This is a genomic window from Agromyces sp. NPDC058110 (genome assembly GCF_042884735.1).
Taxonomy (GTDB): domain Bacteria; phylum Actinomycetota; class Actinomycetes; order Actinomycetales; family Microbacteriaceae; genus Agromyces.
The window spans coordinates 1-12,881 of sequence record NZ_JBHVTI010000001.1 but is presented as its reverse complement, the minus strand read 5'-3'; the positions used below and the strand labels follow the sequence as shown (position 1 = coordinate 12,881).

Below are 12,881 nucleotides of genomic sequence, written 5' to 3'. Positions count from 1 at the left end.
CGCGGGTTCGCGGCCGTCGCCGCCCGACCCGCCGGAGCCGTTGCCGTCGTTGGTGTCAGTCACGATCGAATCCTTCCTGGCCGTCGTCGAGCAACGGGGAGATGTGGGGCAGCTCGTCGAGCGAGTTGATGCCGAGGTTGGTGAGCAGCAGCTCGGTGGTGCCGTAGAGCAGGGCGCCCGTCTCGGCATCGGTGTCGACCTCGGTGATGAGCCCCCGGCCGAGCAGCGTGCGCACGACCGAGTCGACGTTCACCGCACGGATCGACGCGATCTGCGACCGCGAGATCGGCTGCTTGTACGCGATCACCGAGAGCGTCTCCAGTGCCGCCTGCGAAAGTCTGGTCGACGTCTGCGCGATCACGAAATCCGAGACGAGCGCGTCGTACTCGGTGCGCACGTAGAAGCGCCACCCGCCGCCGACCTCGCGCAGTTCGAAGGCACGACGGATGCCGCGGGCGGCCGTGCCCGCGTCGGCCTCGTCGGTGCGCGGCTCCCCCGAGCTCCCGGTGCCGTCGTAGTCGGCCCGCAGGCGCGCGATCGCGGCCCGCACCTCCGCCACCGGACGCGCGACTGCCGCGGCCAGGTGCACGACGCTCTGCGGCTCGTCGGCGATGAAGAGGATCGCCTCGAGCGCGCGATCCAGGTCGAGGCGAGGCTGCCCCGGCACGTCGAGCGGCGTGACGATCGACAGTTCGGGGCCTACGGCCTCATCGGCCGCCGCCGTTCGCGCGGGCTGCTCGGCGCCCGCCTCGGCGTCGGAGCCGTCGTCGACCGCGTTCGCCGCGACATCCGTCTCGTCGAGCTCATTCGTCATAGTCGGCCCCCAGGGCTTCGAGGTTGGCGTCGGACCACGTCTCCGCGGCCCAGTGCAGGGTCAGTTCACCGAGCGGCTCGACCTGGTCGAAGCCGATCGCCGCGTGCCGGTACAGCTCGAGCACCGCGAGGAACCGCGCCACGACGACGCCCGGCCGGGTCACGCCCGCGATGAGCTGGCGGAAGCTCACGGGTTCGCCGCGCCGAAGCACGGCGACGACGTGCGCGGCCTGCTCGCGGATCGAGACGAGCGGCGCATGCAGGTGCGTGAGGCCGACCGTGGGGATCTCGCGCGGTGCGAGCGCGAGAGCCGCGAGCGCCGCGAAATCCTCGGCGCTGAGGGTCCAGCGCAGCTCGGGCGCTCGCTGGCGGAACCGGTCTTCAAGCCGCACCGTGCGCGCGTGGCGAAGTCCCTCGGCGTCGAGGTTCGACGCGAACCAGCGCGCGGCCTCCTTGAACGCGCGGTACTGCAGCAGGCGCGCGAAGAGCAGGTCGCGGGCCTCGAGCAGCGCGACGTCTTCCGCGTCAACGAGCTCGCCCTGCGGCAGCAGCCCCACGACCTTGAGGTCGAGGAGCGTCGCCGCCACCACCAGGAACTCCGACGCGCGGTCGAGCTCCTCGGCGGAGTCGAGCCCGCGCAGGTAGGAGATGAACTCGTCGGTCACGGCCGAGAGCGACACCTCGGTGATGTCCATCTCGTGCTTGGCGATGAGCGAGAGCAGCAGGTCGAACGGGCCCTCGAAGTTCGAGAGCGCGACGCGGAACCCGGCCTCGCCCGACGGCTCGGTGTCGCCGACCGGCGCCTGTTCCCCCGAGACCGGAACGGCCTCAGGCGACCGCGCCACGGAAGACCAGCTCCCTTGCGAGCTGCCGGTACGACTTCGACGCCTGGTGGTCTGGCGCGAACTGGGTGATCGGCGTGCCGGCGACCGTCGCGTCGGGGAACTTCACCGTACGGGTGATGACCGTCTCGAGCACGTCGTCGCCGAACGCGTCGACGACCCGGTCGAGCACCTCCCGCGAGTGCAGCGTGCGCGAGTCGTACATGGTCGCGAGGATGCCGTCGAGGGTGATCGCCGGGTTGAGCCGGTCGCGCACCTTGTCGATGGTCTCGATGAGCAGCGCCACGCCGCGCAGCGCGAAGAACTCGCACTCGAGCGGGATCACGACGCCGTGCGCCGCCGTGAGCGCATTCACCGTGAGGAGTCCGAGCGAGGGCTGGCAGTCGATGAGGATCACGTCGTAGTCGGCCGAGACCTTGCGCAGCACACCGGCGAGGATCTGCTCGCGCGCGACCTCGTTCACCAGGTTGATCTCGGCCGCCGAGAGGTCGATGTTGCCGGGGATCACGTCGAGGCCGTCGACGCTCGTGTTCTGGATCGCGTCGTTCGGGTCGATCGACCGCGAGAGCAGCAGGTCGTAGATCGTCGGCACCTCGTGCGTCTGCACACCGAGCCCCGCCGAGAGCGCACCCTGCGGGTCGAAGTCGATCGCGAGCGCGCGGCGACCGTACTCGGCGAGCGTGGCCCCGAGGTTGATCGTGGTCGTGGTCTTGCCCACGCCGCCCTTCTGGTTGCAGAGGGCGATGATGCGGGCCGGCCCGTGCGATCGCAGCGGCTTCGGCTCGGGGAACTCGCGGTGGGGGCGCCCGGTCGGACCGAGTTCCGATTCCAGCGAACCGATGGCGTTCGCCGCATCGCGCGTCTGCTGGGTCACGTGTGGTCTCTCTTCCGGCCTGCCGGCCCCTCGTCGTGCGAGTTGCTTGGTCGATTCTAGCGAGCGCGCGGGTGGGCCGACGTGTACATCTCCCGGAGTGTGTCGGCTGTCACGAGCGTGTAGATCTGGGTCGTCGCGACCGACGAGTGCCCCAGCAGTTCCTGCACGACGCGCACGTCGGCGCCCCCCTCGAGCAGGTGCGTCGCGAACGAGTGCCGCAGGGTGTGCGGCGAGACGGATGCCGAGAGCCCCGCCCGCTCGGCCGCACCGCGGATCGACTCCCATGCGGCCTGCCGCGACATCCGTCGCCCGCGCATGCCGAGGAACAGTGCGGGCGTCGCCGTGCCCCGCGCCGACAGCAGCGGGCGCGCCCGCACGAGGTACGCGTCGACCGCACGCCGCGCGTACGAGCCGAGCGGCACGATGCGCTGCTTGCCGCCCTTGCCGAACAGGCGGATCACCTCGTCGTCGACGAGGTCGTCGACGTTCAGGCCGATCGCCTCCGACACGCGCGCCCCGGTGCCGTAGAGCACCTCGAGCAGGGCGGCGTCGCGCAACCGGTCGGCCTCCTCGCCCGCGGCCGCCGCGATGAGCGCCTCGACGTCGGCCACCGAGATCGCCTTCGGGAGGCGCATCGGCAGCTTCGGCGGGCGGAGCTCGCGCGAGACGTCGGCCGGCAGGGTGCCCTCGTCGGCCAGGAACCGGTGCAGCCCCCGAACAGCCGAGAGCACCCGGGCGATCGACGAAGGTGCGAGCACGGGCGTGCGCTCGGCGCCGAGGTGCCTGATGAAGTCCGACAGGTCCTGTTCGCCGACCGCACCCAGTCCGTCGACGCCGCGCTCGTCGAGCCAGCCCGTGTAGATCGCGAGGTCGCGACGATACGAGGTGATGGTGTTGCGGGCGAGACCGCGCTCGATCGCGAGGTGCCTGAGGTAGGCGTCGACCTCGGTCTGCGTGGTCACCGCTCTGCGCTCATGCCCGCGCTGGGCCCTCGGCCGGCTCGCCGTCGGGCGAGGCGGCGTCGGCCGACTCGCCGTCAGCCCAGGCGCCAGACGCAGGTGCGCCGTCGGCCAGGGCGCCGCGGTGCGCCTGCGAGCCCCGCGGCGTGGATCTCGTCGGCCACGCGGCATCCGCCTCGCCGAGGCTCCGCCAGCCGCGCGCACGCGACGTCTCGGCGGCGAGCACGCCGATGACGAGCGACGGGTTCTGCACGCGCCGGGCGAGCACAGCGTCGACGCACTCGTCGAGCGGCACCCAGCGCGTCTCGATGTGCGCCTCCTCGTCTTCGCGGACGAACGCGTGCGCCGTGGGGCGCACGCCCCTCGCGAGGTAGATGCGCAGGGCTTCGTCGCTGCCGCCGGGCGTCGTGAGGAAGTCGGCGAGCACCGCCCACTCGGATGCCTCGAGGTCGCCCTCCTCGGCCAGTTCGCGCTTGGCCGCCTCGAGCGGATCTTCACCGGGCACGTCGAGCAGCCCGGCCGGGATCTCCCAATCGCGCAGGCGCACCGGATGCCGGTACTGGCGGATCAGGAAGACGCAGTCGTCGTCGTCGAGCGCAAGCACGGCCACTGCGCCGGGGTGGTCCATGAAGTCGCGCACGATCGGACCGTCGCCGAGATCGAACGTCTCACGACGCACGTCCCACACGCGCCCCTCGAAGACGAGCTCGCTCGCCGTGACGGGTACGAGCACCCGTTCATCGGCGAGCGGCTCGACCTCGTGGTCGACCGCCTGGTCTTCAGGCATTCGCGTCGTCGAAGAGCAGGCTCGCCTTCTGACGGTCGAGGGATGCCGCGACCAGCCCGCGGAACAGCGGGTGCGCGTCGTTCGGGCGACTGCGGAGCTCGGGGTGGGCCTGCGTCGCGATGTAGTACGGGTGCACCTCGCGCGGCAGCTCGACGAACTCGACGAGGTGCCGATCGGGCGAGGTGCCCGAGAACACGAGGCCCGCGTCGGCGATGCGGTCGCGGTAGGAGTTGTTGACCTCGTAGCGGTGCCGGTGACGCTCGGACACGAGCGTCGAACCGTACACCTCCGCCGCGATCGACCCTTCGGCGAGGGCGGCCGGGTAGAGGCCGAGGCGCATGGTGCCGCCGAGGTCGCCGCCGGCGATGATCTCGACCTGCTCCTCCATGGTCGCGATGACCGGGAACTCGGTGTCGGGATCGAACTCGCTCGACGACGCGCCCTCGAGGCCTGCGACGTTGCGCGAGTACTCGATGACCATGCACTGCAGGCCGAGGCAGAGGCCGAGCGTCGGGATCTGGTTCTCGCGTGCGTAGCGCAGCGCACCGAGCTTGCCCTCGATTCCGCGCACGCCGAAGCCGCCGGGCACGCAGATGCCGTCGAGGTGGCCGAGGCGCTTCTGCGCGCCCTCGGGCGTGCGGCACTCGTCGGAGGGGATCCACTCGATCTTCACCTTGGCGTCGTTCGCGAAGCCGCCGGCCCGCAGCGCCTCGGTGACCGAGAGGTACGCGTCGGGCAGGTCGATGTACTTGCCCACCAGTCCGATCGTGACCTCGTGCTTGGGGTCGTGCACGACGTCGAGCAGGCCGCTCCAGCCCGACCAGTCGACGTCGCTCGCCTTCGCGTCGAGTCCGAGCGCGTCGATGATGTAGGCGTCGAGGCCCTGGTCGTTGAGCATCGTGGGGATGTCGTAGATCGACGGCACGTCGACGGCGTTCACGACGGCGCCCTCGTCGACGTCGCACATGAGCGCGATCTTGCGCTTGTTCGCCTCGGTGACCGGGCGGTCGCTGCGGAGCACGAGCGCGTCGGGCTGGATGCCGATGGAGCGCAGGGTCGCGACGGAATGCTGGGTCGGCTTGGTCTTCTGCTCGCCGGACGCACCCATGAAGGGCACGAGCGAGACGTGCACGAAGAACACGTTCTTGCGCCCGAGCTCGTGCCGGACCTGTCGCGCGGACTCGATGAACGGCTGCGACTCGATGTCGCCGACCGTTCCGCCGATCTCGGTGATGATGACGTCGGGCTTGGGCGACTCGGTCGACTGCAGGCGCATGCGCCGCTTGATCTCGTCGGTGATGTGCGGGATCACCTGCACGGTGTCGCCGAGGTACTCGCCGCGACGCTCCTTGGCGATGACCGTCGAGTAGATCTGGCCGGTCGTGACGTTCGCCGCCTGGCTCAGGTCGATGTCGAGGAACCGCTCGTAGTGCCCGATGTCGAGGTCGGTCTCGGCGCCGTCGTCGGTCACGAACACCTCGCCGTGCTGGAACGGGTTCATCGTTCCGGGATCGACGTTGAGGTACGGATCGAGCTTCTGCATGACGACGCGCAGTCCGCGCGCCGTGAGCAGGTTGCCGAGGCTGGCCGCCGTGAGGCCCTTGCCCAATGAAGAAACGACGCCACCGGTCACGAAGATGTGCTTGGTCACGTCGTTGGTCGACTGAGGGTCTGAATTGTCTGCGCTCTGCGCCTGTCCGCGATCTTCCACCACGGGCTTATAGTCTAAGCCACGTTTCTGCGAACTCTCCCCGACATGCTGCACGCGGTCCCCCTTCGTCGTGCGCCGTGCGGAATTCCCGCCCGACGCGTCGTTCCTGCTCCAACCCTCGATCAGCCGGCCGCCGTCCGTTCGGCAGCCAGTCCGAGCAGCTCGCGGGCATGCGCCAGACCGCTCTCGGATTCGGCCAGACCCGAGAGCAGACGCGCCATCTCGGCCTCGCGCTCGGCGCCCTCGAGGCGCCGGACGCTGGACTCCGTGACACGGCCGTCGGTGCCCTTGACCACGCTGAGGTGGTTCGTGGCGAACGCCGCGACCTGTGCGAGGTGGGTCACCACGATCACCTGCGACCGATCGGCGAGCCGGGCGAGTCGCCGCCCGATCTCGATGGCCGCGGCCCCGCCGACCCCTGCGTCGACCTCGTCGAACACGAACGTGGGCACGGGATCGGTGCCGGCGATGACGACCTCGATCGCGAGCATGACCCGCGAGAGCTCGCCGCCCGATGCACCCTTCGAGACCGACCTCGGCTCGGCGCCCGGATGCGGTTGCAGCAGGATCGCGACGTGGTCGCGTCCGTGCAGCGCGGGCTCGTGCTCGGAATCGACCGTGACCGTGAGCCGCGCGTCGGGCATCGCGAGCGCCGCGAGTTCGATCGTGACGGCCTCGGCCAGTCGGCCGGCCGCCTCGGTTCGCAGTTCGGAGACCCGCCCGGCCAGCCGTTCGACCTCGACGGCCCCCTGTTCGACGGATGCCGCGAGGTGCTCGATGCGCTCGTCGTCGCCGTCGAGCTCCACGAGACGCAGCCCGCCCGTTCGGCCGAAGTCGAGCACGTCGTCGAGCGTCGCGCCGTGTCGGCGAACGAGCGAGGTGAGCAGTGCGCGACGTTCCTGCACGATCTCGAGCTCGCGCGCCCCGTCGGCGTCGAGGCCGGCGAGGTACGTGCCGAGCTCTGCCGCCGCGTCTGCGAGCAGGAATCCGGCGCTCTGCAACGCCTCGGTGATCGGGGCGAGGGCCGCGTCGTGCTCGACGACCCGCTCGAGGTGGCGCTTGGCGCCGTCGACGAGCGTCACCGCGTCGGGCGCGTCGTCGACGATCTCGTCTGCGGAGACGAGCATGTGCGCCTGCGATGCGGCCAGACGCAGGTCTTCGAGGTTCGAGAGCCGGTCGGCGCGCTCGGCGAGTTCGAGGTCTTCTCCGGGCTGCGGGTCTGCGGCCTCGATCTCGTCGAGGGCCCCGCGCAGCGTCTCTGCCTCGCGCAGGCGTTCGTCTCTGGCGAGCGTGAGTCGCTCGAGCTCGGCGGCATCGGCATGCCAGGCGGTGAAGGCGGTGCGGTACTCCGCGAGAGCGGACTGCAGGTCGGCGCCGGCGAACCGGTCGAGCGCGTCGCGCTGGGCGACCGCGGACCGGAGGCGCTGCTGGTCGGCCTGACCGTGCACGACCACGAGTTCGTCGCCGAGTTCGGTGAGCACGCCGACCGGTGCGCTGCGCCCCCCGACGACTGCCCGGCTGCGCCCTTCGGCCGAGACTGAGCGGCCGAGCAACAGCTCGCCCGACTCGATCTCGCCGCCCGTGTCGGCGACGCGCTCGGCGACGGCGCCCGTGTCGTCGACGAGCCAGCGGCCCTCGACCCAGGCCTGCTTCGCCCCCGAGCGCACCGCGCCGGCGTCGGCGCGGGCGCCGAGCAGCAGCCCGAGTGCGGTCACGACCATCGTCTTGCCCGCGCCGGTCTCGCCGGTGACCGCGGTGAACCCGGGGCCGAGCGGCAGCGTCGCCTCGGCGATCACGCCGAGATCGCGGATGCCGAGTTCGTCAATCATGGCCCACCGGTCCTCGCCAGCCCGTCACCGGGAGTTGGAACTTGTTCACGAGTCGATCGGTGAACGGCGCCTCGTGCAACCGCGCGAGCCGCACCGGCACGGGCGATCGCCGCACGACGACCCGCGCGCCGGCCGGCAGGTCGAACGTGCGTCGGCCGTCGCACCAGATCACCGCCGACGCCTCCGTACGACGGAGCACCTCGACTGCGAGCGAGGAGTCGGCGGCGACCACGAGCGGCCGCGCGAACAGGGCGTGCGCACTGAGCGGCACGAGCAGCAGCGCTTCGAGGCCCGGCCACACGACCGGACCGCCCGCGGAGAACGCGTAGGCGGTCGAACCCGTGGGGGTCGACATGACGACGCCGTCGCAGCCGAACGATGAGAGCGGACGCCGATCGACCTCGATCACGACCTCGATCAGGCGCTCGCGCTCGGCCTTCTCGACCGAGACCTCGTTCAGCGCCCAGCTCTCGAAGACGGTCTGGTCGTCGACCTTGGCCCTGACCGAGAGCGTCATGCGCTCCTCGACCGCGTAGTCGCGCGCGAGTGCGCGCTGCACGGTGTACCCGAGGTCGTCGCGCTCGCTCTCCGCGAGGAAGCCGACGTGCCCGAGGTTCACGCCGAGCAGCGGAGCCGGGAGTTCACGGGTGAGCTCGGCCGCACGGAGGATCGTGCCGTCGCCGCCGAGCACGATCGCGAGTTCGATGAGCCCGGGATCGATCGTCTCGAGCCGGGCCACTCGGCCGTTCAGCTCCGGCACGAAGTCGTGCACGTCGTTCCACTGATCGTCGGGGATCACCGGCACGGCTCCGGCCGCCAACAGCTGCGTGCAGACCTCACCGGTCGCCTCGAGGGCGTTGCGGCGGCCCGTGTGCGAGACCACGAGGAAGTGTCGTGCGTCGTTCACGGCGACTCGCCTCCTGTCATCTGCTCGACCTGACTGATCCATTCTGTCGGATTGGTTCCGCTCGCGGCGGCGAGGTGCACGAGGTACTCGAGGTTTCCGCGGGTTCCGGCGATTGGGGAGGACGTGACTCCGGCCGTGCCGACGCCGAGATCATGCGCCGCCCAGAGCACCCCGGAGACGGCCTCCGACCGGAGAGCCGCATCGTGCACGATGCCCTCGCGCACCCCCGCGCGGCCGACCTCGAATTGGGGCTTCACGAGCAGCACGAAGTCGGCGTCGTCGGCCGCGGTCGCGACGAGTGCGGGCAGCACGGTGGTCAACGAGATGAACGAGAGATCCGCGGTGACGAGCGAGGGCGGCTCGCCGACGCCGGAAAGGCCCGCCAGTGCTTCACGATCGAGGGTTCGCACGTTGCATCCCTCGATGAGCACCAGCCCCGGCGCTCCCATGAGCTGCGAGGCGAGCTGGCCGTGCCCGACGTCGACGGCCAGCACCGTGCGCGCGCCGCGCTCGAGCAGCACCTGGGTGAATCCGCCCGTCGAGGCGCCCGCGTCGAGCACGACGCGATCACGGGGGTCGACGGCGAAGCCGTCGAGCGCCGCGATGAGCTTGTGGGCGGCCCTCGACACGTAGTGATCGGATGCCGCGACCTCGACGACCTGCTCGTCGTCGACCTTCGTCGAGGGCTTCACCACGGGGCGACCGTCGATCGTGACCACCCCGGCCGCGATGAGGGTCGCCGCGTGGGTGCGCGATCGGGCCAACCCGCGGTCGGCGAGTGCGGCGTCGAGACGTCGTGATGCCATGCGTCAGTCGGACTGCCGCGACGGGTCGGAGTGCTCGAGCTCGGTGCGGAGCCGCTCGGCGAGGCCGAGATAGCCGGCAGCGCGCTCTTCGAGCGGCAGCGCCTCGATCGCGTCGAGCGCCTCGCGGGTCTCGTCGGATGGCGCGCCGGGCTCTTCTTCACTCGTCACATCCACCACGCTACCCGAGGCCGCCGACGCCGGCGGGTTCCCGCGTCAGCTGTAGAGCGACGCCGGCACGTCGAGCACGTGGATCGCGGTGCCCGAGCGCCAGATCGCCGCGCACGCCGCGCGAAGCAGATCGAGTCGGTCGTCGCCCTCGGCCTCGATCACGACGCGACGACCATCGACGCGCACCCGAGCGCTGCGCACGCGGATCGCCCCGCGCACCTCCTCGGTCGCCGGGTACGGCTCGTGGAGCGCGCGCAGGTCGTCGACGAGGTAGTCGGGTCGGCTCGACGCATCCGCCGCGAGCACCTGCTTCGCACGATCGATGCCCGTGAGCACGAGCACGCTGGTCATGCCGGCCCGATTGGCGCCGAGGATGTCGGTGTCGAGCCGATCGCCGATCATGAGCGGGTTCGCGGCGGCGAACCGGCGCTTCGCCTCGTCGAAGATGGGCGTCTCGGGTTTGCCCGCCACCAGCGGCAGCCGGCCGACGGCCGTGTGGACGGCGGACACGAGGGTGCCGTTGCCGGGGGCGATGCCGCGCGCGACCGGGATCGTCCAGTCGGTGTTCGTCGCGATCCACGGGATGCCGGGCGTCTCCGAGCCCGGTCCGCCGTTGGAGTTCAGCGCGAACGACGCCTCGGCGAGTTCTTTCCAGCCGACCTCGGGCGCGAACCCCTGCACGAGCGCGTCGGGGGCGTCATCGGCGGATCGCGTGACCCGGTAGCCGCGCTTCTCGAGCTCGACGACGATGCCCTCGCCGCCGACGACGAACACCAGCGCTCCGGGCGCGACCTGCTCCTCGAGCAGGCGCATCGCCGCCTGGGGGCTGGTCACCACGTCCGTCGGCTGCACCGACAGGCCGAGTTCGGCGAGATGCGCGGCGACGGATGCATCGCTCCGCGACGCGTTGTTCGTGATGTAGCCGACCGGCATCCGCTCCTTGACGAGGTTCAGGCTCTCGACGGCGTGCGGGATCGCACCGGCCCCCGCGTAGACGACTCCGTCGAGATCGGCGAAGACCGCGTCGGCTCCGTCGAGCGGCGCACTGGTCTCGGGCTTCTGGCGGAACAGCCCCACCGTTCAGGCCCGGCCTTCGTCGTCGCCCTCGGCGAGCACGGCACGCACGTCGTCCTCGAGCACGTCGCCCGGGTCGCCGAGGTCGTCGACGTCGTCGACCTGCTCGGCGGCCGATGCGGGCTCCTCGACCTCGGCGGCCGCCCCGTCGGCGTCTGCGAGCTGATCTGATGCCCCGTCTTCGACGTCCGCCTCAGCCACGTCGAACTCCGCGGGCTCCAACTCGACCTCGTAGATCTCGACGAGGTCGAGTTCGGCACCGCCGAGCGCGTCCTCGGCGCGAGCCGCACGAGCGCGCCACTCCGCGGCATCCGTCGACCGACCGAGTTCGTCGAGCACCTCCGCATACGCGGAGAACAGTGCCGGGCTGTACGAGAACGCGCGGTCGGGGTCGAGCTGCGGGATCTCGAGCTCGGCCAGCGCCAGCTCGGGCTGATCGAGGTCGAGGCGGGCGCCCGACATCGCGATCGCGAGCCCCACCTGCACAGCGGCCGGAAGGCTGGAGCGATCGACGGCTCGGCCGACCTCGAGAGCGCGGTCGGGGCGTCCGACGCCGCGCTCGCTGTCGACCATCAGCGGAAGCTGGTCGTTGCTGCCGGAGATGCGGCGGTACGTGCGCAGCTCACGGAGTGCCAGGGCGAAGTCCCCCGTGGCGTACGCCGTGATCGCGAGCGTCTCGCGCACGACGGCGACCCGGCCGGCACGACGGCCCGCCGAGACGGCATGCTGGTGCGCGAGCTCGGGGTCCTCATCGAGGTAGAGGGATGCCGCGACCAGGTGCCGAGCGACCCAGTCCGCGTTCTCCTTACTCAGCGTCTTGAGCTCCGCACGCGCGCCCTTGTCGAGCTGGCGCGGCTCGATCGTGTCGGGCAGGAACGGGTCGTCGTGCCGAGGACGCACGGCCAGGCTCGAGGCTCCGTCGCTCTCGCGGCGGTACTCCTCGCGCGGCGCGCGCTGGCCCCGACGATCGTCGCGGTCGCCGTAGGAACGCGGAGCACCATCGCGCTTCTCGTACGGACGCTTCTCGCGGTCACCGTACGAACGCGGAGCACCATCGCGCTTCTCGTACGGCCGACGCTCGCCGTCGCGCTTCTCGTACGGACGCTTCTCACGGTCACCGTACGAACGCGGAGCACCATCGCGCTTCTCGTACGGACGCTTCTCGCGGTCGCCGTACGAACGCGGAGCGCCATCGCGCTTCTCGTACGGACGCTTCTCACGGTCACCGTACGAACGCGGAGCACCGTCACGCTTCTCGTACGGCCGACGCTCACCGTCGCGCTTCTCGTACGGACGCTTCTCGCGATCACCGTACGAACGCGGAGCACCATCGCGCTTCTCATAGGGCCGACGCTCGCCGTCGCGCTTCTCGTACGGACGCTTCTCACGGTCACCGTACGAACGCGGAGCACCGTCACGCTTCTCGTACGGCCGACGCTCGCCGTCGCGCTTCTCGTACGGACGCTTCTCACGGTCACCGTACGAACGCGGCGCACCGTCGCGCTTCTCGTAGGGACGCTTCTCGCGATCACCGTACGAGCGCTGTCCGTCGCGGCTGGATCGAGATGCCTGGGAACCGTTCGCGCCACGTCCGCTGCTCTGCGGTCGTCCTTCGCCACGGGGTGCGCGGTTGCGCGCCTCTCCCCTGTTGGTTTCGTCGTTCGTGTCGCTCACGATAGTCCCGTCATCTGTGAAGTTCGTCGTCATCCAACCGTACTGCGCTGGTTCTGTGCGGTTGGTGTGTTAAATGCGAAGAGCCGCCCACGTGGTGGGCGGCTCTTCGGGAATGGTTGTCCGGCGGTGTCCTACTCTCCCACAGGGTCCCCCCTGCAGTACCATCGGCGCTGCGAGTCTTAGCTTCCGGGTTCGGAATGTGTCCGGGCGTTTCCCTCGCGCTATGGCCGCCGAAACTCTAGGACCAACTGTCCGGGCCGTGGTGGCCGGTGTTGGTGGTTTCGGTGACTTCCATCAGATCAACCCTGGTGGGGGTTGGTGTGTGATGGGTGTCGTGTGTGTAGTTATGAAGTGTGTTTCCGTCTGTTGGGAACCACAGAGTGGACGCGAATCATCTCGGGCCACGCACACGCCTTTTGCTTTGAATGAAGTTCAAA

Annotated in this window: 12 protein-coding genes and 1 rRNA gene; all 13 read right to left on the bottom strand. The window is 70.4% G+C overall.

Translation table 11 applies throughout. From position 1 onward, the window contains the following. Window positions 1–55: 55 nt before the first annotated feature. Window positions 56–814, bottom strand: a complete 759-nt coding sequence (locus tag ACFVS8_RS00065; protein ID WP_387056562.1) for an SMC-Scp complex subunit ScpB — start codon at window positions 812–814, stop codon at window positions 56–58. Further along, entirely contained in the window at window positions 804–1,658 is an 855-nt protein-coding gene (locus ACFVS8_RS00060) for a segregation and condensation protein A (RefSeq protein WP_387056561.1), read from the bottom strand. Before ACFVS8_RS00060 ends, ACFVS8_RS00065 begins: the two co-directional genes overlap by 11 nt. Further along, window positions 1,642–2,529 carry a ParA family protein gene (locus ACFVS8_RS00055; protein WP_387056560.1) on the bottom strand — a complete coding sequence of 296 codons (888 nt, stop codon included), beginning with the start codon at window positions 2,527–2,529 and terminating at the stop codon, window positions 1,642–1,644. Before ACFVS8_RS00055 ends, ACFVS8_RS00060 begins: the two co-directional genes overlap by 17 nt. Window positions 2,530–2,585: 56 nt before the next feature. Continuing rightward, on the bottom strand, window positions 2,586–3,491 hold the full coding sequence (xerD, locus tag ACFVS8_RS00050) for a site-specific tyrosine recombinase XerD (protein WP_387056559.1): 906 nt from the start codon (window positions 3,489–3,491) through the stop codon (window positions 2,586–2,588). A gap of 10 nt (window positions 3,492–3,501) precedes the next feature. Beyond that, entirely contained in the window at window positions 3,502–4,275 is a 774-nt protein-coding gene (locus ACFVS8_RS00045; protein WP_387056558.1) for an NUDIX domain-containing protein, read from the bottom strand. Next, complete coding sequence (locus ACFVS8_RS00040; RefSeq protein WP_387056557.1) at window positions 4,268–5,926, bottom strand: CTP synthase; 1,659 nt, start codon at window positions 5,924–5,926, stop codon at window positions 4,268–4,270. Before ACFVS8_RS00040 ends, ACFVS8_RS00045 begins: the two co-directional genes overlap by 8 nt. A gap of 182 nt (window positions 5,927–6,108) precedes the next feature. Continuing rightward, on the bottom strand, window positions 6,109–7,815 hold the full coding sequence (recN, locus tag ACFVS8_RS00035) for a DNA repair protein RecN (protein WP_387056556.1): 1,707 nt from the start codon (window positions 7,813–7,815) through the stop codon (window positions 6,109–6,111). Then, window positions 7,808–8,722: an NAD kinase gene (locus ACFVS8_RS00030; protein WP_387056555.1), complete on the bottom strand. Its 915-nt coding sequence runs from the start codon at window positions 8,720–8,722 to the stop codon at window positions 7,808–7,810. The genes recN and ACFVS8_RS00030 overlap by 8 nt, the downstream gene beginning before the upstream one ends. Then, window positions 8,719–9,528: a TlyA family RNA methyltransferase gene (locus tag ACFVS8_RS00025; protein WP_387056554.1), complete on the bottom strand. Its 810-nt coding sequence runs from the start codon at window positions 9,526–9,528 to the stop codon at window positions 8,719–8,721. The genes ACFVS8_RS00030 and ACFVS8_RS00025 overlap by 4 nt, the downstream gene beginning before the upstream one ends. A gap of 3 nt (window positions 9,529–9,531) precedes the next feature. Beyond that, entirely contained in the window at window positions 9,532–9,696 is a 165-nt protein-coding gene (locus tag ACFVS8_RS00020) for a hypothetical protein (protein WP_387056553.1), read from the bottom strand. 45 nt (window positions 9,697–9,741) lie between these two features. Next, window positions 9,742–10,773 carry an HAD-IIA family hydrolase gene (locus ACFVS8_RS00015; RefSeq protein ID WP_387056552.1) on the bottom strand — a complete coding sequence of 344 codons (1,032 nt, stop codon included), beginning with the start codon at window positions 10,771–10,773 and terminating at the stop codon, window positions 9,742–9,744. 3 nt (window positions 10,774–10,776) lie between these two features. Further along, window positions 10,777–12,444: a primosomal protein gene (locus tag ACFVS8_RS00010; RefSeq protein ID WP_387056551.1), complete on the bottom strand. Its 1,668-nt coding sequence runs from the start codon at window positions 12,442–12,444 to the stop codon at window positions 10,777–10,779. A 118-nt stretch (window positions 12,445–12,562) separates the two neighbouring features. Continuing rightward, window positions 12,563–12,679, bottom strand: a 5S ribosomal RNA gene (rrf, locus tag ACFVS8_RS00005). Window positions 12,680–12,881: the final 202 nt, after the last annotated feature.